Source organism: Micromonospora krabiensis, assembly GCF_900091425.1.
GTDB lineage: Bacteria > Actinomycetota > Actinomycetes > Mycobacteriales > Micromonosporaceae > Micromonospora > Micromonospora krabiensis.
On record NZ_LT598496.1, the window covers coordinates 2,240,638 to 2,264,620 of the forward strand.

Here is a 23,983-nt window from a genome sequence, read left to right on the forward strand (position 1 = left end):
AGTCGACGGGCCGGACCGGCCGGCGCGACGGGGCACCGCGCCTACCGCTCGGCCTGCGCGGCGATCACCTCGCGGGCCAGCTGGCGGTAGTTGCGCGCACCGGACGACGCCGGGTCGAGCGTGGTGATCGGGGCGCCCGCGACGGTGGACTCGGGGAACTTGACGGTCTTGGTGATGACCGTCTGGTAGACCTTGTCGCCGAACGCCTCCACCACCCGCTGGAGCACCTGACGGCAGTGGGTGGTGCGGCTGTCGTACATGGTGGCGAGGATGCCCTCGAGCTCCAGGTCGAAGTTGAGCCGCTCGCGGACCTTGTCGATGGTGTCGAGCAGCAGCGCCACACCACGCAGGCTGAAGAACTCGCACTCCAGCGGGATGAGCACGCCGTGCGCGACGGTCAGCGCGTTGATGGCCAGCAGGCCCAGCGACGGCTGGCAGTCGATCAGGATGAAGTCGTATTCCTTGCGGACCGACCGCAGCACCCGCGCCAGGGCCATCTCGCGGGCGACCTCGTTGACCAGCTGGATCTCGGCGGCCGACAGGTCGATGTTGGCGGGCAGCAGGTGCAGCCCGGCCACGTCGGTCTTGATGAGCACGTCCTCGGCGGTGACGTCGTCCTGCATCAGCAGGTTGTAGACCGACAGGTCGAGGTTGTGCGGGTTGACGCCCAGGCCGACCGAGAGCGCGCCCTGCGGGTCGAAGTCCACCAGCAGCACCTTGCGGCCGTATTCGGCGAGCGCGGCGCCCAGGTTGATGGTCGTGGTGGTCTTGCCGACGCCGCCCTTCTGGTTGGCCATCGCGATGATGCGGGCCGGGCCGTGCCGGTCGGTGGGCATCGGCTCGGGGATGGGCTTGCGCATCGTGTAGGCGGCCGGGTCGGCCGGGCCCAGGTCGTTGCCGAGCGCGGCCTGCTGCTCACGGAGCTCCGACGTCCACGTCTCGGCACGGTCACCGCTGCCAGCCATGTCCTCGTTGCCCCCTCCCGACGACCACCCGGCGTCGGAGCCGTCCGACGTCCTTCGCGGCGCCGCTGCGCACCCCGGGTGCCAGGCTCCCAGGAGGTCCGCGCCGATGCCGACTGTACGCCACCGACCAGCAGGCCGTTCGCTAGCCGCTCGGCGTGTCGGCGACCACCGTCGGCGGAGCCCGGCGACGGGCCCGGGCCGGCAGCTCGGGACGGGTGTCAGCCGCGCGCGCGGGGGTGCGCGATGGCGTACACCTCGCGCAGCCGCTCGACCGTCACCAGCGTGTAGACCTGGGTGGTGGTCACCGAGGCGTGACCGAGCAGTTCCTGCACCACCCGGACGTCGGCGCCGCCGTCGAGCAGGTGGGTGGCGTACGAGTGACGCAGGGTGTGCGGGGAGACGGCGTGCGCCCCGTCGACCGGCAGGCCAGCGCGCTCGGCGGCCCGGCGCAGGATGGTCCAGGCGCCCTGCCGGGACAGCGCGCCGCCGCGGGCGTTGAGGAAGACCGCCGGTGTGCCCCGTCCGGCGGCGGCCAGTGCCGGCCGGGCGCGGACCAGATAGGCGCGCAGCGCCTCGACGGCGTATCCGCCGACCGGCACCAGCCGAGTGCGACCGCCCTTGCCGCGCAGCAGCACCGTCCCCTCGGCCGGGTCCACGTCGTCCACCGCCGCGCCGACCGCCTCGGAGATGCGCGCCCCGGTGCCGTACAGGAACTCCAGCAGCGCCCGGTCGCGCAGCGCGAGCGGCGCGCCGTCGCCGGTCGCGGCGACCGGGCCGGCGGTCTCCAGCAGCCGGACCACGTCGTCGACCGGCAGCGCGCGCGGCAGGCGGCGGGGCGGGGTCGGCGGGTGCACGTCGCGGCTCGGGTCGGCGCCGGTGAGCCCTTCGCGCAGGGCGAAGCGGTGCAGGCCGCGGACGGCGCTGGCGGCGCGGGCCGCCGACGACACGGAGAGCGGCGGGTGCCCGTCGTCACCGGCGCGCAGCCGGGCCAGGTGCGACTCGACGACGGCGGCGCCGACGGCCGCGAGGTCGTCGATGCCGGCGGCGGCGAGGGTCGCGAGGTAGCGGTCCAGGTCCCGGCGGTACGACGAGAGGGTGTTCGCGGACAGGCCACGCTCGACGGTCAGGTGGTCGAGGTAGCCGCGCACGGCACGGCGCAGGGCCGGCGCGGGCTCCTCGCCCGTGCCGGCCCCGTCGAGGGTTCCGGTCAGCCCGCCGCCTCTCAGGCCAGCACGTCCGCCAGCGGCAGGACGTCCATGCCGTGCGCCTCGGCGACCGGGCCGTAGGTGACCTGGCCGGCGTGGGTGTTCAGGCCCAGCGCCAGGGCGGGGTCGCGGCGCAGCGCCTCGCGCCAGCCGTTGTTGGCCAGCTCCAGGGCGTACGGCAGGGTGACGTTCGTCAGCGCGTAGGTGCTGGTGTGCGGCACCGCGCCCGGCATGTTCGCCACGCAGTAGAAGATCGAGTTGTGGACCCGGTAGGTCGGGTCGGCGTGGGTGGTGGGCCGCGAGTCCTCGAAGCAGCCGCCCTGGTCGATGGAGATGTCGACCAGCACGCTGCCCGGCTTCATCCGGGACACCAGCTCGTTGGAGATCAGCGTCGGGGCCTTCGCGCCGGGCACCAGCACCGCGCCGATGACCAGGTCCGCGTCGAGCACGGCACGCTCGATCTCGTACGCGTTGGAGGCGACCGTCTGCAGGTGGCCCCGGTAGATGGCGTCGGCCTGCCGCAGTCGCCCGACGTTCTTGTCGAGCAGGAGCACCTCGGCCTGGAGGCCGAGCGCGATGGCGGCGGCGTTCATGCCGGAGACGCCGGCGCCGATGACGACGGTCTTCGCGGCGTACACGCCGGAGACGCCGCCCATGAGGATGCCGCGTCCGCCGCCCTGCGCCTGCAGGTGGTACGCGCCGACCTGCGGGGCGAGCCGACCGGCCACCTCGGACATTGGGGCGAGCAGCGGCAGCGACCGGTCGGGCAGCTCCACCGTCTCGTACGCGATGCCGGTGACCTTGCGGTCGAGCAGCGCGTCGGTGCACTCCTTGGACGCGGCCAGGTGCAGGTAGGTGAAGAGCACCTGCCCCTCGCGCATCCGGTGGTACTCCTCGGCGATCGGCTCCTTCACCTTCAGCACGAGGTCGGCGGTGTCCCAGACCTCGTCGGCGGTGGGGAGGATCTTCGCGCCGGCCGCGGCGAAGTCGTCGTCGCTGATGCTGGACCCGACCCCGGCGCCGGACTCGATGAAGACCTGGTGGCCGCTGCGGGTGAACTCGTTGACGCCCGCCGGCGTGATCGCCACGCGGTACTCGTGGTTCTTGACCTCGCGGGGGATTCCGACCTTCACGATGCAGACACCTTCCTTCGGGGCGGCTCTCCCCCGACCTGCGCGGTGCGCGCCGGCTCCGTTGCCGTCGCGGTCCACCGGTCCCGTCGGCGGCAGTCTAGGCGCGGAGGCCGGGCGCGAGGGCCAGCACTGTGACATCCGGTGCCGGCACGCGCTGACGGTCTGTCAGGTGTCGGGTCGGGATGCGCGGCGGACGTCACCTCAGCCGTCAGGACAGTGTTCGTCCATTATCGTCCCCCTGTCGGGGTGGCGCTGCGGACAAGAGCGCAGTGGATCTATATGGTGTCGCGTCATGAGCACTCCTCCTTACCAGCCTGGGTACCCCCAGGGCCCTGGATACCCTCAGGGCGTCTCTGACAAGAGCAAGGTCGTCGCGGGCATCCTCGGCATCCTGCTCGGCTTCTTCGGCGCCGGCCGCTTCTACACCGGACACATCAAGATCGCCGTGCTCCAGCTCGTCGTGAGCGTGTGCACCGCCGGTCTCGGCAGCCTGTGGGGCCTGATCGACGGCATCCTGATCCTGGTCAACGGTGGCACCGACGCCCAGGGTCGCCCGCTGCGCGACTGATCCCCGATAACGGAAGGGGCCGTGCGGCATCGCCGCACGGCCCCTTCCGTGTCCCTCTCCCCCGCTCAGCGCGGCAGCGGCGCGTCCGCGCGGCGCAGCACCGACCAGCCGGTGTCGCGGGCGCGGGCCGCGGCGAGCAGCCCCGCCACGCAGGAGGCGTTGGTGATCTCACCGGCCAGCACCATCGACACCGCCTCGTCCAGGTCGAGCCGGACGATCTGGAGGTCGGCCTCCTCGTCGCGGCGCTCGTGGCGCTGCTCCGCCGGCACGTCGGTCAGGTCGCGGGCCAGGAACACCCGCACCAACTCGTTGGTGAACCCGGGCGAGCTGTGCAGGTCGACGAGGACGTCCATCCGCCCGGCGGTCAGGTCGACCTCCTCGGCCAGTTCCCGCGCCGCCGCGGCGGCCAGGTCCTCGCCCTCGACGTCGGTGAGGCCGGCGGGCAGCTCCCACAGGTGCCGCCCCACCGGGTGCCGGTACTGGCGGATCAGCACCACCTGACCGGCGTCGTCGAGTGCCACCACGGCCACCGCCCCGACGTGCCGGACGATGTCCCGCAGCCCGGTGCCGCCGCCCGGCATGGTCACCTCCTCGGTGACCACGTCGAAGATCCGCCCCGACAGGCGCTGCTCGCGGGACACGACCTCGTAGCGGTGCTCGACGGCGCTCACGACGCGGACGCCGCCTTCGCCGACACACCGTTGCGGGCGGCCTGCTCGGCGGCCGGCGCCTCCAGGTCGACCGGGAGCTGGTCGGCCTGCGAGTACGCGATCGCCGCCTTCACGAACGACGCGAACAACGGGTGCGGCCGGGTGGGCCGGCTCTTCAGCTCGGGGTGCGCCTGGGTGGCCACGAAGAACGGGTGCAGGCCCCGGTCCAGCTCGATGAACTCGACCAGCCGGCCGTCCGGGGAGGTGCCGGAGATGTGCAGGCCCGCCTTGGTCAGCGCGTCCCGGTAGGCGTTGTTCACCTCGTACCGGTGCCGGTGCCGCTCGCTGACCTGGGTGTTGCCGTACGCCTCGGCGACCAGCGAGCCCTCGGCGAGCGTCGCCGGGTACGCCCCGAGCCGCATGGTGCCGCCCAGGTCGCCCTTGCCGGCGACGATGTCCTCCTGGTCGGCCATCGTGGCGATGACCGGGTGCCGGGCGTCCTCGTCGAACTCCAGCGAGTTGGCGCCCTCCAGGCCGGCCAGGTGCCGGGCGACCTCGATGGTCATGCACTGGAGGCCGAGGCAGAGGCCGAGCAGCGGGATGCCGTTCTCCCGGGCGTACCGGGCGGTGCCGATCTTGCCCTCGATGCCGCGGACCCCGAAGCCGCCGGGGATCACGATGCCGTCCACGCCGGCCAGGGCGGCCGCCGCGCCGGCCGGGGTGACGCACTCGTCGCTGGGCACCCAGCGCAGCTGCACCCGGGCCCGGTGACCGAACCCGGCGGCGCGGATCGCCTCGCTGACCGACAGGTACGCGTCGGGCAGGTCGACGTACTTGCCGACCACGGCGACGGTCACCGTGTGGCGCGGCTGGTGCACCCGCTCCAGCAGGTCGTCCCAGCTGTTCCAGTCCACGTCCCGGAAGGAGAGCCCGAGGCGGCGCACCACGTACGCGTCCAGGCCCTCCCGGTGCAGCACCTTCGGGATGTCGTAGATGCTCGGGGCGTCCGGGGCGGCGACGACCGCCTCCGCGTCCACGTCGCAGTAGAGCGAGAGCTTGTGCTTGAGCTTCTCCGGGATCTCCCGGTCGGAGCGGCAGACCAGGGCGTCCGGCTGGATACCGATGTTGCGCAGCTGCGCCACCGAGTGCTGGGTCGGCTTCGTCTTCAGCTCGCCCGACGGCGCCAGGTACGGCACCAGCGAGACGTGCAGGTAGAAGCAGTTGTCCCGGCCAAGGTCGTGACGGACCTGCCGGATCGCCTCCAGGAACGGCAGCGACTCGATGTCACCGACCGTGCCGCCGACCTCGGTGATCACCACGTCGGGCACCTGGCCGTCGGCGTCCGGGTCGGCCATGCCGAGGATCCGGGCCTTGATCTCGTTGGTGATGTGCGGGATGACCTGGACGGTGTCGCCCAGGTACTCGCCGCGCCGCTCCTTGGCGATCACGTCCGAGTAGATCTGGCCGGTCGTGACGTTGGCCTTGCCGGAGAGCGCCCGGTCGAGGAACCGCTCGTAGTGCCCGACGTCGAGGTCGGTCTCGGCGCCGTCCTCGGTGACGAAGACCTCGCCGTGCTGGAACGGGTTCATCGTCCCGGGGTCGACGTTCAGGTAGGGGTCGAGCTTCTGCATGACCACGCGCAGACCCCGCGCGGAGAGCAGATTGCCGAGGCTGGAGGCGGTGAGGCCCTTACCCAGCGAGGAGGCCACGCCCCCGGTGACGAAAATGTGCCTGGTCGTCCGTGCTGAAAGGGCCAAGGCCTGCTCCCGTGTCGTCCGTCGCGGTCGTGCAGACCGCCGTGCCGATCAGCAAAGTGATCACGCGATCCACGGGATTCCAGAGTAACACCACAGCTGGGCCGGTACGCGGGCCGCTCCGAGGTCAGGACGGTACGGCCCGCCCACGCGACCCACGGTCAGGGCGCGGTCACCTGCTGCGACGCCGGTGCGGGCTGGCGCGGCGGTCTCGTGGGCCGCGCACGCTCGCCCGGAGGGTCGGACGGGCCCGCCGTGGGCCGCGTCTCGCCGCCGGTGGAACCGGTCGGCCCGGACCCGGAGCCCTCCCCCGACCCGCCGTCCGCGTCGGCGGCCCGGTCACCGGCGCGGGCGTCCCGGTCGCCGGCCCGGTCGTCTGGGGCCTCGGCGGGCCCGGCCGGGACCGGGTCGGGTCGGGAGGCTCCCGACAACCGCGCCGACAGGGCGGACGGCCGTCCGTGCTCCCCGCTCGCCCCGGAGGGCCGAGGGCCGCCGGTCGGGCCGTCGTTCCCGCCGCCGGTGCCGCCCGCGCCTCCGCCGGCACCGCCCTCGCCGCCGGCGCCCGGGCCGTCGTCCCCGCCGACACCCGGGCCGTCCAGGGGCGGACGGCCGGGGCCGGGCAGCGTCCGGTCGGTGGAGTGGTCGAGCACGCGCAGCGAGGCCAGGGCCGCCATCGGCACCACCAGGGCGACGGCGGCGCCGGCCACGTTCAGCGCGGAGGCGCCGAGCACGCCGCCGATCACCGCGGCCACGGCGGTGCCGGCCATCGCGGCGCGGATCGCCGGGTAGATGCCGAACAGCCGCATCAGCCCACCCCAGGGCTGCAGCAGCGCGAACCAGACGAGCAGCGCGCCGGCCAGGGCCAGGAGGGTCAGCGGGCTCCCGACCAGGGTCTCGAAGTTGGCGGTGCTGGCGCGGTGCAGGGTGAGACCGCCGGTGCCGTCGCCCAGCGCGGCCAGGAACCGGCCGAGGCTGCCCCGCTCCACCGGGGGCCGGCGCAGGTCCACCACCGCGTAGCCGATGGTGACCGCGAGGGCGGCCATCGTCGCCCAGGCGAGCCGACTCACCGTCAACCAGCCGCCGGCGCTGATCACCGCGGCCACGCTCAGCCCGGCGGTGAGCGCGATCGCGCCGATCGGGTCGGCGCCGAGGTACGGGCTGCCCACGATCACCACCGCGACGCCGCCGACCGCGACCACGGCCGCCGGTCGCCAGCCACGACGCAGCTGCTGGGCCAGCCAACCCGCGGACAGCAGCGCCCCGGCCACGAAGACACCCAACCCGACGGTGCCCAGGCCCGCGTACCGGCCGCCCTCCTGGGCGGAGTAGCCGACCACTCCGTTGAGCTGGAGCCGGGCGCCGGTCAGCACGTCCAGGCCGACGGTGAGCGTGGCGAGCCCGGCGACCGCGCCGAGCGGGCCGAGGGTGCTGGCGTGCCCGGGCGCGAACCGGACCAGGGCCGTGCCGGCGGCCACCAGCAGGGCGGTCACCGCGGCGAAGGCCCAGGCCGGCCGGTCGGCCCGCCACCAGGGCACGAGGTCGGCGAGCAGCGCGGCGGGCACGGCCAGCGCGGCGGCGACGAGCAGCAGCTCCACGGTGGCGACGATCCGCCGGGAGACCGGTTCCGGCCCGTGCGGGCCGGCGTGCCGGCGGGCCCGCCGCAGCAGCGGCAGCACGGCGACCGCGAGGAGCGTCTGGGCGGCGGCGAGGAGCGTGAAGAACCAGCCGGCCACGGACCGCTGTTGGGCGGCCTCCCGGTCGGCGTCGGCGGGCCGGGCGATCGCGGCGGCCAGGTCGGTGGGGCGGCCGTCCACCGCGACGGCGGGACGGCCGAGGAACAGGCGGTCCGGCATCGGCCGGCCCAGGGCGGCGAGCGCGGTCGGGGCCAGGTCGACCAGTTGCAGGTAGCCGTCCCGGCCGGTGCTCGCCGAGGTCAGCCAGCCCCGCTCCCAGCCGGGCCCGTCGGCGACGGCCACGTGCAGCCGGGCCGTCGCGTCGGTGTCCGAGATGCCGGCCACCAGCACCAGGGAGCGCGGGGGCCGGGCGGCGAGCACCCGGGCCAGTTGGGCGTCGGCGGCCCGGGCGGCGGCGGCGCGGTCCGCCTTCGCGGTGGCGTCGACGGTGCCGAGGTCGACGATGCTGAGCACGCAGGACCCGAGCAGGTCCGCCGGGTCCGCCGGCAGCGAAGGGGCGTACCGGTCGACGCGGCCGAACGGCCGGGCGGCGGCCACCGCGGCGCCCGGGCCGACGGCCACCGAGCAGCGCACCGACTCGGACAGCGCCCCGGGCGTGGTGCCCCAGGGCAGCTGCTCCTGGTTGTGGTGGACCACGCCCTCCTGGTCGGGCAGGTTGGCCCCGATGCCGTCGGGCTGCTCCACGGTGACCGAGGCCGGCGGGCAGCCACCGGCCTGCCGGCTGCCGTTCCAGGCCGCGAAGCTGCCCGCGCCGAGGGTCAGCCAACCGTCGACCGGGCAGGTGGGCCGGTGCGCGGAGCGGACCGACAGCGAGCCGATCGCGCCCTGCTCGGCCATCCGCCACAGCGTCGGGGTGTTCTGCGGGTCCACGTCCTCCCAGCGCAGCCCGGCGACGCCGGCGATGACGACGAAGTCGGCGGTGCGCTCCGGCGTGCCGCGGTCGGGCCGGGCGGCCAGCGCGGCGATGCCGAGCGCGACCACCACCAGGGTGAGCAGGGCGGGGACGAGTCGGCGCAGCATCACCGGTGTCCCGTCGACGGCGCATCCGCGTCCGGGCCGGTCGGGCCGCTCGCGTCGGGTGCCAGCTCGGTGTAGAGCCCGACCAGCGCGGCGACCGTGTCGGCCTCGGTGGGCCAGGTCGCCGCCCGTTCGGCGCCGCGCCGGCCCAGGTCGGCGCGCCGCCGCGGGTCGTCGAGCAGCGCGCGGACCGCGGTGTCGACCGCGTCGACGTCGCCGGGAGGCACCAGCTCCGCCGCGTCGCCGACCAGCTCCGGCAGGCCGCCGACGGCGGTGGCGACCAGCGGTACGCCGGCCCGCAGCGCCTCCTGGGCGAACAGTTGCCGGGCCTCCCAGTCGCTGGTGACGACCGCGAGGTCGGCGCCGGAGAGCAGGTCGGCCACATCGGTGCGGTGGCCGAGGAGGGTCACCGGCGCCCGGGCGGCGGAGATCCGGGCCGCCAGCGGCAGGTACGCGGGGCCGCTGCCGGCGACCACCACCACCGGCGCGGGGTTGCGCGTACGCCATCGGGCGGCCGCGTCGACCAGCACGTCGTACCGCTTCTGGGGGTGCAGCCGGCCGACCGAGACGATCAGCGGCTGCGCGTCGGTGACGCCGAACTCGGCGCGCACCGCGGCCCGACGGCGGCGCGGAGCCGGCAGCGTGGGCGCGGCGACCGGGGCGAGCCGGGCGTCGGCGGCGCCCAGGGCGGCCGCCCGGTCGACGAGGTCGGCGGAGGCGCCGAGCGCGACCCGGGCCCCCCGCGCGACGACCCGCTCGACGACCCGGGACACCGCGCCCCGCAGGCCGCCGGCGAGCACGGCGTTGTGCCAGGTGACCACGAGTGGCGCCGACGGTCGCGCGAGCACGGCGACCAGCCCGGCGCGCAGGCCGTGGGCGTGGACCACGTCCACCGGGGTGTCGGTGAGCCTCCGGCGCAGCGCCGCGACGGCCCGGGCGTCGGCGGGGGTGGGGCTGGCCGGGATCTCGACCGGCTGGAAACGGGCGCCCACGCCGGTGAAGGCGAACTGTTCCTCCGTGGCGGCCGGGCCGCACACCAGCACGGACGCGCCGGCGGCGGTGAGGCCGCGGGCCACGGACCGGACGTGCTGACCCACCCCACCGGTGCTGGAGGCGAGTACCAGCGCCACCGAGCCGGGCCAGCGCGGCGCCGACGAGGCGTCGGTCATGAGGAAACGGTCTCCTTCCCGTCGCCCCGCTCCCCGGGGCGCTGGTCCTCCTGCGTGCCGGCGGTGGCCGGCGGGCGTCGCCGGCCGAGGCGGCGGGTCACCGCCGCGAGCAGCGGCCGGAGGTCCCGCGCGTCGGTCAGCCAGGCGACGGCGAGGAACAGGGCGCCGACCACGACACCGGACAGCATGCCCTGCGCGAGCGCTCCGGATGTCGTCGGGGTCGAGTCGACGAGGCCGTCGAGCCAGCGGGCGACGGCCGCGCCGGCGAGGCCGGCGACCGCGGCGGCGAGCAGACCCGCGGCTCCGGCCCGACCGACGCCGGCCAACGCGTCCCGGCCGGCGGACCGGACCACGGCGGCGATCAGCAGACCCCCGAGGAGCAGCATGCCGAGGGAGGTGGCCAGGGTGACCGCCAGCACCCGGTCGTCGAGGGGCAGCAACCGCCCGAGCAGGACGGCGAGGACCGGCACGGCCAGCCAGCCGACCGCCGTCGCGACGGTCGCCGACCGGGTCGCGCCGCGGGCGTAGAGGGCCCGGGTGAGGACGGCGAAGAGGCCGTAGCCGAGCAGGCCGGGCGCGAACCCGGCGACGGCGGCCGCGGCGGTCGCCGCGGCCTGCGGGTCCTCGGGGAAGAACAGGTGTCCCACCGGCTGCGCGGTGCCGACCAGCGCGGCGGCGCCGAGCAGGCTGAACAGCACGACCCCGCGTACGGCCGGCGCCAGGGTGTGCCGGTAGGTGCGCTCGTCGCCGGCCGCGCGGGCGGCCACCAGGGTCGGGTACGCGGCCACCGCCAGCGGCACGGCCAGCACCGACCAGGGCAGGAAGTAGATGGTCTGGGCGATGTTGTAGACGCCCGGGTTGGAGCGGGCCCCGTACGTCACCTGGTTCAGCGCGACGGCCAGGGCGATCTGCTGCGCGGTGACCGCCACCACGCCGGCGACGGCCAGCCCGCCGACCCGCCTCCGGGCGTCGGGCGGGAACCCGTAGCCGGGTCGCAGGCGCAGCCCGAGCCGGCGCAGCGGGATCAGCAGCGACAGGGAGAGCACGACCACGCCGAGGGTGGTGCCGCCGGCGAGCAGCAGCTCCCCGCCCCGGCTCACCGAACCGACCGTGGCGAGCCGGCCCTGCCAGGCGGTGAAGCCGAGGTAGACCGCGATCACGGTGACACTGGACAGCAGCGGGGCGATCACCGGCCAGGCGAACCGCCGGTGGGCCTGGAGCACCCCGGTGAGCACGACGCCGATGCCGTACAGCGGCAGTTGGGGTGCGAAGAGCAGCAGCATCCGGGCGCCGGCCTCCCGTTGCTCCGGGTGCAGGCCGTGGCCGAGCAGGCCGATCAGCGGGTGGGCCAGCAGGGCCACCGCGAGGGCCAGCGGAACGAGCAGGGTGAGCGTCCAGGTCAGCAGCGCGCCGGTGGTGGCGTCCACCGCCCGCCGGTCGCCCGCCTCCACCGCGCCGGCCAGCAGCGGTACGACGAGACTGGCCAGCGCCCCGCCGGCCACGATCTCGAAGACGATGTTCGGCAGGTTGTTCGCGACCACGTAGGTGCCGCCGAGGTCGGTGCCGGCCAGCGTCCAGGTGAACACGGAGGTGCGGCCGAAGCCGGCGAGCCGGCTGACGACGGTGAGGACGGCGATGAGCGCGGCCGCTCCGGCCACCCGGCCGGCGCCGGCGAGGGGTGCCGGTCTGGTCACGTCAGTCCGACGACCGGCCCAGCGCGTCGAGCTCCCGCAGCCCCGGGGTCCGCTGGATCACCTGGGTGAAGCTGACCTTCTCGCTGGCCGCGGTGAGGGCGGCGAGGACGGCGAGGGTGCCGGCCCGGCCCACCGGGCCGGTGCGGGCGGCGAGCGCGACACCGAGCACCGCGCCGAGCGCGTTGGCGCCGCTGTCGCCGAGCATGACCTCCTCGCCGAGGTCCTCGGGGAGCAGCCCGGCGGCGGCGCCGACCGCGCCGGCGGCCAGCCCGCCGTGCGTGCCGCCGGTCAGCGGCGCACCGAGCAGCAGCCCCGACTTGAGCGCCCGGCCGGGGCGCAGGTCGAGGAGGTTGATGAGGTTGGCGGTGCCGGCGACCACGCCGGCGCCGAGCAGCACGTCGACGCCGCGGCCGAACGCGCCCTGCCGCTGGCGGCGCCGGTGCCCGGCCACCCGGGGGTCGGCGGCGAGCAGGGCGGCGGCGCCGAGCCCGGCCGCGCCCACCCCGACGATCTTGACGAGCCCGGCGGTGACCCGTCCCTCGCGCAGCGCGGCGAGGTGCCCGGCGAAGCCCTTGGCCGTCTTCTGCTCGGGCCGCGCGCCCACCACGTCGTCGTAGAGGCCCACCGCCCCGGCGCCCACCCCGGCGACCAGCACGGCGGCGCCGGACGCCACCCCGGGGGCGCCGAGCGCGGCGGCACCGGAGGCGCCGACCGCGAGCGCGGGCCCGGCGGCCAGGCTCACCGTGCGGCCCCGGAAGTTGGTGCGCTCCAGCGCGGGGCCGGCCGGCGACGTCCGCACCTCGCGAAGCGCGTAGCGGGCGGCGGCCACCCCGGCGCCGACGGCCAGTAGCCGCCCCAGGATCCTCACTCGGTCACCCCGATCGGGTCGTGGACGGACATCCGGGCAGAGGGTTCGCTCACTGGGGCAGTTTAGGCAGCAGCGACGCCGCGTTGTCGCCCACGCCGTACTGGCCGGCCTTCTTCTCGGTGAGCTGCTGCACCAGCGCCAGCGTGGTGACCAACTGACCCTGGATGGTGTTGGCGTTGTCGACGGTGGAGATCGACTGGGACAGCACCGGGTCGCCCCGCACGATCGCCACGAGGTTGCCGCCGGCCGAGCCGTTGCCGCCGACGACGATGGCCCCGGTGCGGTCGAACTGCTCGGCGATCTTGACCACCGACTCGTCCTTCTTCGCCGAGTCCTTGTCCACGTACGGCTGGCCGCTGATCACCACGACCGACTCGGCCGGGCCGGTGACCCGGTCCTCGGTGGTCAGGTAGCCCGCGTTCGTGTACGCGGCCACGATCGACCGGCGGTCGGCCTCGCTGACCGGGGCCATGCCCTGCGCCCGGTCCAGCAGGACGCTGGCCAGCAGCGCGCTGGACGTCTCCACCCCGTGCCCGTTGCCGGGCAGCCCGGTGGTCTGCGCGCTGGTCGGCCGCGCCGCCGTGACGGCCAGCTCCAGCAGGTTGTTGTTGTTGTCCGGGTTGATGAACTTGTCCTGCAGGTCGACCCGTCCGGTGATGTCGGCCCCGGCGAGCTGGAGCATCTTGACGACGCCCTCGGTGTGCTCGCGGCCGGTCGGCAGGCTCAGCACCAGCACCCGGCGGCCGGCGAGCTTGCCGGGCAGGAAGACCTGCGCCATCTCGGCCGCGAAGCCCTCCTCCGACTCCAGCTGCTTCTCCAGGTTGTCGACCGTCTGGCGCCAGTGCTGGTTGTCCTTGCGCAGACCGGTGACCTGCCCCTCGAGCGAGTCGGCCACCGGGCCGTTGAGGGCGGCTGTGCCGACCACCAGCCCGATGGCCAGGGCCAGGAAAACCGCGGTCAGCGACACCACGTGGTACCGGAAGTTGATCACGCTTGCAGCCTCTTGATCGTCGGAGAGCTAGAAGAGCTGGCCCAGCTGGAACACGAAATTGTCCCACCACTCGGAGACCACGCCCAGGTACGCCTTCCCGACCGTGGACACGGCCACCGCGGAGGCCATCGCGGCGATCGCCGAGAGCACGAGCAGCAGCAGGGACGAGCCGGAGATGCTCTGCCGGTAGAGCCGGCTCACGCCCTTGGCGTCGACCAGCTTGCCGCCCACCTTGAGCCGGGTGAGGAACGTCGAGGCCATGCCGCCGCGGCCCTTGTCGAGGAACTCGACGAGGGTGGCGTGGGTGCCGACGGCGACCAGCAGGGACGCGCCCTTCTCGTCGGCCAGCAGCATCGCCAGGTCCTCGCTCGTGGCGGCGGCCGGAAACGTCACCGCCGGGACGCCGAGACCGGTCACCCGGGGCAGCCCGGGCGCCCGCCCGTCGGGGTAGGCGTGCACGATCACCTCGGCGCCGCAGCGCAGCACGTCGTCGGTGACCGAATCCATGTCGCCGATGATCATGTCGGGGGTGTAGCCGGCCTCGACGAGCGCGTCCGCGCCGCCGTCGACGCCGATCAGCACCGGCTTGAACTCCCGGATGTAGGGCCGCAGCACGTCCAGGTCGGCCTTGTAGTCGTAGCCGCGGACGACGATCAGGCAGTGCCGCCCCTGGATCTGCGTCTGGATCTCCGGCACGCCCACGCCGTCGAGCAGCAGGTCCCGTTCCTGCTTCAGGTAGTCCATCGTGTTGGCGGCGAACGCCTCCAACTGCACCGACAGGCCCTCGCGGGCGTCGGCCATCGCCTTGGCCACCGTCTCCGCGTCCTGCAGGCTGCCGTGCGCCACCGGCTCGTCGCCCACGAAGACCGTGTTGCCCTCGATCCGGACGGTGTCGCCCTCCCGGATCTGCTCGAAGACGCTCTCCCCCAGGTCGTCCAGGAGCGGGATGCCCGCCCCGATCAGCACCTCGGGGCCGAGATTGGGGTAGCGGCCGGAGACCGATGGCTTCGCGTTGAGCACCGCCGCGACACCGACGGCGACGAGCGAGTCCGCCGCCACCCGGTCGAGGTCGACGTGGTCGATCACCGCGATGTCGCCGGGGCGGAGCCTGCCGACCAGGCGTTTCGTCCGGCGGTCGAGGCGCGCGGTGCCGAGGACACTGCCCGGGACCGCGTTCCGGGTCCGGCGCAACGTGGGTAGACGCATCGTGACCATCCTGGCATGTGAGGCAGGCTTTTCTGTCGCGACATGCCTGAGCAGGGCCGCCTACCCAGGGAAGCACACCGGAGCGCAGGCTGGTGTGCTTGCGCTCACAATACCGGCGGTCACGCCCGCCTTTCCTTGGCCGCCACGGCCAGAAGCTCCTCGGCGTGGGCGATACCCAGATCTGAATCCGGCAAACCCGCCAGCATCCGGGCCAACTCCCGCGCCCGCTCGGTGTCCTCCACCACCCGGACGCCGCTGGTGGTCACCGCACCGCCGGTGTCCTTGGCCACCACCAGGTGCCGGTCGGCGAACGCGGCGACCTGCGGCAGGTGGGTGACCACCAGGACCTGGTGACTGCGCGCCAACCGGGCCAGCCGGCGGCCGATCTCCACCGCCGCCTGGCCGCCGACCCCCGCGTCGACCTCGTCGAAGACCAGCGTGGGCGGGCCGCCGGAGCCGGCGAAGACCACCTCGATCGCGAGCATCACCCGGGACAGCTCACCGCCGGAGGCACCCCGCTGCAGCGGCAGCGCGGGCGCGCCCGGGTGAGCCAGCAGACGCAGCTCCACCTCGTCGCCGCCGTCCGGGCCGACGCCGACCTCGACTCCGCCCACCGACAGCGCCGGCTCGCCCCGGCCGGCCGGCCGGGGCAGCACCGCCACCTCGATCCGGGCGTGCGGCATGGCCAGCCCCGCCAGCTCGACGGTGACCTCCTCCGCGAACCGGGTCGCCGCCTCCCGCCGGGACGCGGTCACCCGACCCGCCAGGTCGGCGACCTCGGCGGCCAGCCGGTGCCCCTCCCGCTCCAACTCGTCGAGAAGCTCGTCGGAGGTGTCCAGATCGGACAGCCGGGCGCGGGCCCGCTCGGCCCAGGCGATCACCCCGTCGACGTCGTCGGCGTACTTGCGGGTGAGCGCGCGCAGCGCCGCGCGGCGCTCGTAGACCACCTGCAACCGGGCCGGATCCGCGTCGAGCGTGGCGAGGTAGGCCGACAGCTCGGCGGAGACGTCGGTGACCAGGGTCGCCGCCTCCTCCAGGCGGACGGCCAGGTCGCCCAGCGCCGGGTCGGTGCCCGCCTGCGCCTCCAGCGTTCGTCGGGCGGTGCCGAGCAGCGAGGTCGCGTCGGGGGTCTCGTCGGCCGCCTCGGCGCCACCGGCCACGCACTGCTGCGCGAGCTGCGCGGCGGTGCGCAGCCCCTCGGCGTGCTCCAGGCGCTGCGCCTCGGTCTTCAGCTCGTCGTCCTCGCCGGGCTGCGGATCGACCCGGGTGATCTCGTCGAGACCCAGCCGCAGCAGGTCGGCCTCCTGGTTGCGTTCCCGGGCGTTGCGCCGCCGGTCGGCCAGGTCGTCGACCACCCGCCGCCAGCCCGCGTGGGCCTCGCGCAGCGCGTCGAGCAGCTTCTCGTGCTCCGGCCCGGCGAACCGGTCGAGCGCGGCCCGCTGCTCGGCCGGGCGCAGCAGCCGCAGCTGGTCGGACTGGCCGTGCACCGCCACCACCTGCTCGCCGACCTCCCCGAGCATCGACACGGGCATGCTGCGCCCGCCCACGTGGGCCCGGGACCGGCCCTCGACGGTCACCGTGCGGCTCATCAGCAGGGAGCCGTCGTCGTCTGGCTCGCCGCCGGCGTCGGTGATGCGGGCGTGCACCGTCCCGGCGACCCGCCCGGCCAGCCGCAGCCGCCCCTCCACCACGGCGCGGCCCGGGTCGGCCCGCACCCGCCCGGCGTCGGCCCGGCCGCCGAAGAGCAGGCCGAGACCGGTCACCACCATGGTCTTGCCCGCACCGGTCTCGCCGGTGATGACGTTCATCCCGCCGGTCAACGGGAGCGTGGTGTCCTCGATGACGCCCAGTCCGGTGATGCGCAGCTCTTCCAGCACAGCACCCGACAGTAGACGCGGGGCCCGACAGTTGACCAGCCGGCGACGCCGCGTCGTGACCCGCGTCGTGGCGTCGTACAGTTCAGCCCCGTGTTGGACGTGATCGGCCTGACCCCGGACGACGAGGAGCTCTACCGCTGCCTGGTCCAGCTCACCGTCGCGTCGGTCGACGAGCTGGCCGAGCGGCTGGACCGGCCCCGCGCCGTGATCCTCGGCGGGCTCGACGCGCTGCGGGCCAAGGGCCTGGTCGTGCCCGCCGGCCCGGAGCCCGACGCGCCGCTGCGCCCGCTCGCGCCGGACATCCCGCTCGGCGCGGCGCTGCTGCGCCGGCAGGAGGCCCTGGAGGCGGCCCGCGCGGCGGTCACCCAGCTCACCGAGGAGTACCGGGCGGGAATGCGCCGGCACAACGCCGATCACCTGGTCGAGGTGATCACCGGAGCGCAGGTCCTCCGCGAGCGGCTCCGCGACCTGCAGAACGGCGCCCGGACGGAGGTGCTCTGGTTCTGCCGGGCCAACCCCCTCGCCATGAACGGCGAGGACAACCTCGAGGAGTTCGACGCGCTCGCCCGCGGGGTCCGCTACCGGGCCATCTACGAGCGGGAGATGCTCCTCGAACCGGGCGCGCTGGAGGACGTCGACCGGGGCGTCCGCGCCGGCGAACAGGCCCGCGTGCTCGACCGGCTGCCGGTGCGGCTGGCCATCGTGGACGGTACGACGGCGGTCTGCCCGCTGGTGCCCGACCGCGGCAGCGGCGAACCCAGCGCCGCGGTGATCGGCCGCAGCCAACTGCTCGACGCGCTGATCGCCCTGTTCGAGAGCCACTGGCTGATGGCGACCCCGGTACGTTCCGCCGCCCTGCCCGTCGACGACGGCGGCGGCTACCGGCCGGACGCCGACGAGACCCGCCTGCTCTCCCTCTTCGTGGCCGGTGTGCCGGACAAGTCGATCGCCTCGCAACTCGGGGTGAGCCGGCGCACCGTCCAGCGACGCCTCGCCGACCTGATGGCGGTCGCCGGCGTCGACACCCGGCCCGGGCTGGCTTTCCAGGCCGCCCGGCGCGGCTGGATCTGACCGGCGGACGAGGGGGGCGGGGCGGCCGCGGCCGCCCCGCCCCCGCCCGCGTCAGCGCAGGCCGTACGCGTCGACGACGGTCTGGTCGACGCTGTTGCCGGCCCGGTCGCTCGCCTGCACCCGGAGCGACACGGTCCCGCGGCCGGCCGGCACCGTGGCGGTGTACCGGTCGCCGTGGCCCTGCACGGACGCCTTGCGCCAGGTCCGCCCACCGTCGAACGACACCTCGACCCGCAGGCTGGTGCCGGTCGGCGCGGACACCCCGGTCGGCTGGCGCAGGGTCAGCCCGAGCCGGTGCGACCGCGTGCCCGGCACCTCACCGCGCAGGTCGGCGGGCACCTGGTAGTCGACCTGCAGCAGCGGCAGCGGCGTGGCCTTCTCCCCGGCCGGACGGGCCGAGGTGAACTGCCAGGCCGTCTCGGTGCGGGTGGCGTAGCGCCACTCGGCCGAGGAGCGTTGCGTGGTGAGGTCCAGGCGGTACCGGGCCGGACCCGCGGTGGTGGGCACCGGCGCCCACCCGCCGGAGAGGTCCGCGATCTGCGTCCCGTTCCGGCTGACCCGGGCCTCGACGATGTCCGACTCCTCGCTGCGGCCGGCCACGACGTGGTGACCGTCGGCGTCGACGAACTCGGGCACCCGCAGGTCGAGGCTGTCGCCGGTGCGGGTGGGCACCGGCGCGCCGGTCGCCGGCACGGCCGGCCGGACCACCGGGGCGGTCCAGCTCTCGGTCACCCGGTCGTCGGCGGCGTAACGGCGGGGCGCCTCGGCGAGGCCGCCGTCGATCTTGCCCCACTGCATGAACATCAGCTTGTGCAGCACCCGGTGCTGCCACCAGGCGTCGCCGGCGCTGACGAACTCCTGCCGCGTGGTGCCGGTACGCACCATCCGCTGGTCGTCGTTCCAGGAGAACTCCTGCCACGGCAACCAGCCGAACCGCTGCTCGCTGGCCCAGTCCGCGCCGGTGGCCGCGTAGCTCGCGGTCACCTCCGCGGTGTTCTTCGCGGTCACCGCGTGCTGGATCCGCTCCGGCACCCGCCCCTTCGACACCTGCCACACGTCGTAGAGGTAGGGGCTGTCCACGGTGAGCGTCAGGTCCAGCGTCGTCCGGCCCTTGCGGGCCGCCGCGATCAACCGCTGCCCGTCGTCGTACGCCACCACCATGGCCGGAACCGGCAGGCGGTCGCCGATCGGGCTCCACACCGTCCAGGCGGTCTGGTCCTCCGGCCGGACGATCAGCACCGTCTCGGCGCCGGCAGCCGCGGCGGCGGCCACCTGTTCGTCCTCCGAGCGGTTCGGGTCGGCGGCGAGCAGCGCGGCGGCGCCGCGCACCCGGGTCAGCTCGGCGGGGGTCCCGGTGCCGGCCCAGACCAGCGGCAGCTTCCGCCGGCCGGTCGGCGCCGGCGAGTAGCCCAGCAGGTTGATGTCGGACGGCTCCGAGACCCCACTGATCTTCGCGTCCACCATCGGCGCGACGAGCTGCCAGCGGGAGGCGAACTCGAACTCGCCGGTGCGTACCGGCCGGGTCGGCGTGACGTTGACCTGCTGGACGGTGCTGAACGCCATCACGCCGTGGTCGATCTGCCGGCCGTTGCCGAGCACCCGGTGCACGTAGTAGCTCAGCGTGTCCCGCTGCTCGGTGGGCTTCGGCGTCTCGATCCGCACCGGCGTGGCCTTGCGGGCGTCGAGCACCACGGTCATGTCCCGGTCGACGACCAGCTCCGGCTCGACGATCTGCGTCAGCTGCTCGTCCAGCGGCGCGCCGTGCTCGACCAGCGCGGTCAGCACGTACGTGCCCTCCTCCGCCAGCAGGGTGGCCTCGCCGGGCCACCAGCCCCAGAAGTCCGACTCGGGCTGCTCGCCGAAGAAGGTCAGGCCCGGGGAGAGGGTCGGCTGGCCCTGCCGGTCCAGCACCTTCACGGTGACCTCGTGCATCGCCCCGCTCAGGGTGAGCCCGACCGGCGTACGCACCGTGACGCCGTCCGCGCCGGTCGCCACCAGCCAGCCGCCGTGCGGCCCGCGGGCCAGCTTCGCCGGGTCGGCGCGCAGCGGCACGGCCACGCTGCCGCCGGCCGGAACGGTGACCGTGTCGGACCCGACGGTGACACCGTCGGTCTCGGCCACGCCGGTGTCCGTGTTGCGCAGGTCCAGGGCCAGCCGCAGGGTCTGCGGGGTCGTCGTGCCGTTGGTGTACGTGACGCTCCGCTCGACCGCCGCGCCACCGGTGGTCACCCGTCCGAAGTCGGCGGTGGCCGAGGCGTACACCCGCTGGCCGAGGGCCCGGGCCACGTCGACCCGGCCACCGCCCTGCTCGAAGACGGTCAGCGAGGGGTTGGCCTTCGTGGTGCTGACCAGGGCGTCCTTGAGCTTCCCGGCGGCCCAGTCGGGGTGGTCCTGGGCGAGGATCGCGGCCGCGCCCGCGACGTGCGGGGTGGCCATCGAGGTGCCCGACGCGGCCGTGTAGCGGTCGTCCACCGGGCCGCCCATGCCGGTGCCGGCGGCCCGGGCGGCGACGATGCCGACGCCCGGCGCGGTGATCTCCGGCTTGAGACCGTTGTCGCCGACGCGCGGCCCGCGGCTGGAGAACTCCGCCAGGTTGTCGTCGCGGTCCACCGCGCCGACGGTGAGCGCCGAGGTGGCCGCGCCCGGCGAGCCGACGGTACGCGCCTCGCCCGCGTTGCCGGCGGCGATCACGAAGAGCGCCCCGGTCTCGGCGGTCAGGTCGTTGAGCGCCTGGCTCATCGGGTCGGTGCCGTCGGTGGGGTCGCCACCCAGGCTCATGTTGATCACCTTGGCGCCGGAGTGGGCGGCCCACTCCATGCCCGCGATGATGTCCGAGTCGTAGCCGCCGCCGGCGTCGTTGAGCACCTTGCCGACGAGCAGCCGGGCGCCGGGCGCGACGCCCTTGCGCAACCCGCCGGACGCGGCGCCGGTGCCGGCGATGGTCGCGGCGACGTGCGTGCCGTGGCCGTGCCCGTCGCGGGCGCTGCCGCTGCCGGAGAAGTCGCGCGCCTCGACGATGCGGCCGGCCAGGTCCGGGTGGGTGTCGTCGACGCCGGTGTCGAGCACGGCCACCGTCACGCCGGTGCCGTCCCGGCCGGCCGCCCAGGCCGTCGGCGCGCCGATCTGCGGCACGCTGTGCTCCAGGGCCGGGCGGACCCGCCCGTCCAGCCACAGGCTGGCGATGCCCCCACCCAACCGGGGGGCGCCGGCGGCGGTGGCGGTCCGACGGTCGGCCGGCGCGCCGGCCAGCTCCGTCCACAGGCCACCGAGGTCGCCCTTGCCGACCCGCAGGGCGGCACCGTTGATGCTCTCCAGGGGACGGGCCTGCGTGGCGGTGGCGAGCGGCCGGACCCGGCCCGCGGCCGGCTCCTGGTAGCGGACGATCAGCGGCAGGACGCCCTGCGCGGCGTCGCCGTAACCCTCCTCGGCCAACTCCTGCACGTCGAACAGGTTGCCGTCGACCACACCGGCGGAGACGTAGGGCAGGACGTCGCTGGGGACCACCCGCAGCCCGCCGTCGACCTCCACGGTCTGGAAGGTGACCCGTTCCCGCCCGGGAGCCGGGCGGACGGTGGCGGCGACCCGGCCGGGCGCCGCCGGGGCGAGGTCGACCTGGTCGCCGGTGATCAGGGTGATGCGGGTGGACGCGGTTCCCGGGGCGGTCGGGCCCGGATCCGGGCCGGTGGGCCGGGCGGGCGGCTCGGCGGACGCCGGTGCGGCGAGTCCGACGACCAGCGCGCCGACCGCGCCGGCGGTCAGCCAGCGTGGGGGCCTGTGCATGCGATGTCGCTCCTCTACTCCAGGGCCGGTCTCCCAGAGATCGACCGATCGGAGTTTGCGACGTGGCTCACCGCACGGTCACTAGCTGGAGCACGCCGCACCGGCGACATGTCGCCAGGTGGACATCCGGCGGGCACCTGACCGTCCGATGGGTGTCCGGACGGTTACCGCCGGGTGAGAGAGGAGCGCCGGTCAGCGGCGGGAGCCCCGCCAGCCCTGCACCGGCAGGTCGAACTTGGCCACCAGCCGGTCGGTGAACGGCCGGTCGCGCAGGCGGACGATCCGCACCGGCAGCGCGCCCCGGCGCACGGTCACCCGGGCCCCCGGCGGCAGGTCGTACACCCGTCGGCCGTCGCAGCAGAGCACCGCCAGGGTGGTGAACGGGTCCACGGTGATCGCGAAGGTCGACGTCGGCGCGGTCACCAGCGGCCGGCTGAACAGCGCGTGCGCGCTGATCGGCACCAGCAGCAACGCCTCCACCTCCGGCCAGACCACGGGGCCGCCGCCGGAGAACGCGTACGCGGTGGAGCCGGTGGGGGTCGCGCAGACCACCCCGTCGCAGCCGTAGCGGGACAGGGGACGGCCGTCCACGTCGACGAGGAGTTCGAGCATCTGCGCCCGCTCCCCCTTCTCGACGCTGATCTCGTTGAGCGCCCAGGACTCGATCGTCGGCCCGCCGTCGAACTCGGCGGTGACGTCGAGGGTCAGCCGCTCGTCCACGGTGTAGTTGCGCCCGACCACGTCGCGTACCGCGCTGTCCAGGTCGCCGATCTCGGCCTCGGCGAGGAACCCCACCTTGCCGAGGTTGATGCCGAGCAGCGGCACCTTGGCCGGCCGGGCCAGCTCCGCCGCGCGCAGGAACGTGCCGTCGCCACCGAGCGCGAAGACGATCTCGGCGCCCTCGGCGGCCTGCGGGCCGGTGACCGGCACGACGCCGGGCAGGTCCAGGTCCTCGGCCTCCTCGGCGACGACCCGCACCTCGAAGCCGGCGGCGATCAGGTCGGCGGCCACCGCCCGGGCGTGCTCGGTGCTGCGTCGGCGGCCGGTGTGGGTGACCAGCAGGGCGGTCCGGCTCACCGGGCTCGACCTCCGGGCCCGGAGCACCGACGGGCCGCGCCCGCCGTGCGACGCCCGCTGTACGCGCTCACCCTGCGACCTCCTCCGCCGCCGCGTCCGGCACCTCGCCGGCCGTCGTGGGCCCCTGCGGACCCGCCGCGACCACCGCCCGCACCCGCTGCGGGTCGGCCGGCGGCGCGTCCCGGCGTAACCATACGAAGAACTCGACGTTGCCGCTGGGCCCCGGCAGCGGGCTGGCCGCCACGTCGGCGAGACCCAGACCGAGCCCCGCCGCGGCGGCGGCCACATCGAGCACCGCCTCGGCGCGCAGCTCCGGGTCGCGGACGACCCCGCCGGCGCCCACCCGCTCCTTGCCGACCTCGAACTGCGGCTTCACCATCAGCGCCAGGTCGCCGTCCGCGTGGGTGCAGCCGGCCAGCGCCGGCAGCACCAGCCGCAGCGAGATGAACGACAGGTCGGCCACCGTCACGTCGACCGGCCCGCCGATCGTCTCCGGGGTGAGCGAGCGGACGTTGGTGCGCTCGTGCACCCGCACCCGGTCGTCGGTGCGCAGCGGCCAGGCCAGCTGCCCGTAGCCGACATCGACCGCGACCACCTCGGCCGCACCCGCGCGCAGCAGCACGTCGGTGAAACCGCCGGTGGACGCGCCCGCGTCGAGGCAGCGCCGCCCGGCGACGTCCAGCCCGGCGAACGCGGCCAGCGCGCCGGCCAGCTTGTGCCCGCCGCGGGACACGTACTCCGAGGTGGGGTCCTCGCCGGTCACCAGCAGCGCGTCGGCCGGGTCCACCATCGCGGCGGCCTTGCGGGCCGGTACGCCGCGCAGCTGGACCCGCCCGGCCTCCACCAGCGCGGCGGCCTGCTCGCGGGAGCGGGCGAGACCGCGGCGGACCAGTTCGGCGTCCAGCCGGTTGCGACGTGCCATGGGTTCTCCGGTGTTCAGGCCTGGTCGATGGTGGCGAGGGTTTCGCGCAGCGTCTCGTACGCCGCCTCGTACTGCGCGATCTGGTCGGCCGGGGCGAGCGACGCCGCGTTGATCATCGCCTGGACCGCCGCGTCGACCGCGGGGTGGCTCGGCGTGTCCAGGTCGTCCACCGGCGGCAGCGGGCGGCCGCCCGGCGGCGGACCGGGACGGGCCGGGACACCGCCGGGAGGCGGGCCGGGCCGGGGCCCGGGTGCGCCGACGTGCGGGGGGCCGGGGCGCGGCGGCGTGCCGCCGGGCGGCGGACCCGGCCGGTACGGGCCGGTCACGACCGGCTCCGCGCGC

18 protein-coding genes are annotated in these 23,983 nt (G+C 75.2%); 2 read left to right on the forward strand and 16 right to left on the reverse strand.

What is annotated here, in order from left to right; all coding sequences use genetic code 11:
- Nucleotides 1-41 precede the first annotated feature (41 nt).
- The 3 genes from GA0070620_RS09895 to ald all read right to left on the reverse strand — a co-directional run bounded on the left by GA0070620_RS09895 (nt 42) and on the right by ald (nt 3,303).
- Nucleotides 42-965 (reverse strand): ParA family protein, encoded by a 924-nt coding sequence (locus GA0070620_RS09895; RefSeq protein WP_091589586.1) that lies wholly within the window; start codon nt 963-965, stop codon nt 42-44.
- Between the two features lie 218 nt (nt 966-1,183).
- Nucleotides 1,184-2,176 carry a site-specific tyrosine recombinase XerD gene (locus GA0070620_RS09900; RefSeq protein ID WP_091598454.1) on the reverse strand — a complete coding sequence of 331 codons (993 nt, stop codon included), beginning with the start codon at nt 2,174-2,176 and terminating at the stop codon, nt 1,184-1,186.
- An 11-nt stretch (nt 2,177-2,187) separates the two neighbouring features.
- Nucleotides 2,188-3,303, reverse strand: a complete 1,116-nt coding sequence (gene ald, locus GA0070620_RS09905; protein WP_091589587.1) for an alanine dehydrogenase — start codon at nt 3,301-3,303, stop codon at nt 2,188-2,190.
- A gap of 226 nt (nt 3,304-3,529) precedes the next feature.
- Between ald and GA0070620_RS09910 the strand changes: the two genes are divergently transcribed.
- On the forward strand, nt 3,530-3,871 hold the full coding sequence (locus tag GA0070620_RS09910; protein WP_331713243.1) for a TM2 domain-containing protein: 342 nt from the start codon (nt 3,530-3,532) through the stop codon (nt 3,869-3,871).
- A 65-nt stretch (nt 3,872-3,936) separates the two neighbouring features.
- Here GA0070620_RS09910 and GA0070620_RS09915 read toward each other — a convergent pair whose 3' ends face one another.
- The 9 genes from GA0070620_RS09915 to recN all read right to left on the reverse strand — a co-directional run bounded on the left by GA0070620_RS09915 (nt 3,937) and on the right by recN (nt 16,791).
- On the reverse strand, nt 3,937-4,542 hold the full coding sequence (locus tag GA0070620_RS09915) for an NUDIX domain-containing protein (RefSeq protein WP_091589589.1): 606 nt from the start codon (nt 4,540-4,542) through the stop codon (nt 3,937-3,939).
- Entirely contained in the window at nt 4,539-6,278 is a 1,740-nt protein-coding gene (locus tag GA0070620_RS09920; RefSeq protein WP_091589590.1) for a CTP synthase, read from the reverse strand. Before GA0070620_RS09920 ends, GA0070620_RS09915 begins: the two co-directional genes overlap by 4 nt.
- 158 nt (nt 6,279-6,436) lie before the next feature.
- Nucleotides 6,437-8,989, reverse strand: coding sequence for a hypothetical protein (locus tag GA0070620_RS09925; RefSeq protein WP_231922318.1), 2,553 nt, complete (start codon nt 8,987-8,989; stop codon nt 6,437-6,439).
- The gene (locus tag GA0070620_RS09930) at nt 8,989-10,155 is read right to left on the reverse strand and encodes a glycosyltransferase family 4 protein (RefSeq protein WP_091589591.1); all 1,167 of its coding nucleotides are present in this window, start codon (nt 10,153-10,155) and stop codon (nt 8,989-8,991) included. Before GA0070620_RS09930 ends, GA0070620_RS09925 begins: the two co-directional genes overlap by 1 nt.
- The gene (murJ, locus tag GA0070620_RS09935; protein ID WP_091589592.1) at nt 10,152-11,849 is read right to left on the reverse strand and encodes a murein biosynthesis integral membrane protein MurJ; all 1,698 of its coding nucleotides are present in this window, start codon (nt 11,847-11,849) and stop codon (nt 10,152-10,154) included. The genes GA0070620_RS09930 and murJ overlap by 4 nt, the downstream gene beginning before the upstream one ends.
- Nucleotide 11,850: 1 nt before the next feature.
- Nucleotides 11,851-12,717 (reverse strand): hypothetical protein, encoded by an 867-nt coding sequence (locus tag GA0070620_RS09940; RefSeq protein WP_091589593.1) that lies wholly within the window; start codon nt 12,715-12,717, stop codon nt 11,851-11,853.
- Nucleotides 12,718-12,766: 49 nt separating this feature from the next.
- Nucleotides 12,767-13,708: a copper transporter gene (locus GA0070620_RS09945; RefSeq protein WP_091589594.1), complete on the reverse strand. Its 942-nt coding sequence runs from the start codon at nt 13,706-13,708 to the stop codon at nt 12,767-12,769.
- 27 nt (nt 13,709-13,735) lie between these two features.
- The gene (steA, locus tag GA0070620_RS09950) at nt 13,736-14,914 is read right to left on the reverse strand and encodes a putative cytokinetic ring protein SteA (RefSeq protein ID WP_091589595.1); all 1,179 of its coding nucleotides are present in this window, start codon (nt 14,912-14,914) and stop codon (nt 13,736-13,738) included.
- Between the two features lie 119 nt (nt 14,915-15,033).
- Entirely contained in the window at nt 15,034-16,791 is a 1,758-nt protein-coding gene (gene recN, locus GA0070620_RS09955) for a DNA repair protein RecN (protein ID WP_091589596.1), read from the reverse strand.
- Between the two features lie 90 nt (nt 16,792-16,881).
- Between recN and GA0070620_RS09960 the strand changes: the two genes are divergently transcribed.
- Nucleotides 16,882-17,862: a helix-turn-helix domain-containing protein gene (locus tag GA0070620_RS09960; protein WP_091589597.1), complete on the forward strand. Its 981-nt coding sequence runs from the start codon at nt 16,882-16,884 to the stop codon at nt 17,860-17,862.
- A gap of 51 nt (nt 17,863-17,913) precedes the next feature.
- On the opposite strand, the gene GA0070620_RS09965 is transcribed toward GA0070620_RS09960, so the two are convergent.
- The 4 genes from GA0070620_RS09965 to GA0070620_RS33205 form a co-directional block, all read right to left on the reverse strand.
- Nucleotides 17,914-21,642: a S8 family serine peptidase gene (locus GA0070620_RS09965; protein WP_091589598.1), complete on the reverse strand. Its 3,729-nt coding sequence runs from the start codon at nt 21,640-21,642 to the stop codon at nt 17,914-17,916.
- Nucleotides 21,643-21,834: 192 nt separating this feature from the next.
- A complete protein-coding gene (locus tag GA0070620_RS09970; RefSeq protein ID WP_091589599.1) occupies nt 21,835-22,719 on the reverse strand; it encodes an NAD kinase in 885 nt (294 codons plus the stop codon).
- A 67-nt stretch (nt 22,720-22,786) separates the two neighbouring features.
- Entirely contained in the window at nt 22,787-23,641 is an 855-nt protein-coding gene (locus GA0070620_RS09975; RefSeq protein ID WP_091589600.1) for a TlyA family RNA methyltransferase, read from the reverse strand.
- Nucleotides 23,642-23,655: 14 nt separating this feature from the next.
- Nucleotides 23,656-23,967, reverse strand: a complete 312-nt coding sequence (locus tag GA0070620_RS33205; RefSeq protein WP_091589601.1) for a hypothetical protein — start codon at nt 23,965-23,967, stop codon at nt 23,656-23,658.
- Nucleotides 23,968-23,983: the final 16 nt, after the last annotated feature.

What these genes read in the sequence shown, in the direction of transcription:
- GA0070620_RS09925 (WP_231922318.1), bottom strand. Translation starts at nt 8,989, where the DNA reads ATGCTGCGCCGACTCGTCCCCGCCCTGCTCACCCTGGTGGTGGTCGCG.
- GA0070620_RS09965 (WP_091589598.1), bottom strand. Translation starts at nt 21,642, where the DNA reads ATGCACAGGCCCCCACGCTGGCTGACCGCCGGCGCGGTCGGCGCGCTG.
- steA (WP_091589595.1), bottom strand. Translation starts at nt 14,914, where the DNA reads ATGCGTCTACCCACGTTGCGCCGGACCCGGAACGCGGTCCCGGGCAGT.
- GA0070620_RS09895 (WP_091589586.1), bottom strand. Translation starts at nt 965, where the DNA reads ATGGCTGGCAGCGGTGACCGTGCCGAGACGTGGACGTCGGAGCTCCGT.
- GA0070620_RS09930 (WP_091589591.1), bottom strand. Translation starts at nt 10,155, where the DNA reads ATGACCGACGCCTCGTCGGCGCCGCGCTGGCCCGGCTCGGTGGCGCTG.
- GA0070620_RS09975 (WP_091589600.1), bottom strand. Translation starts at nt 23,641, where the DNA reads ATGGCACGTCGCAACCGGCTGGACGCCGAACTGGTCCGCCGCGGTCTC.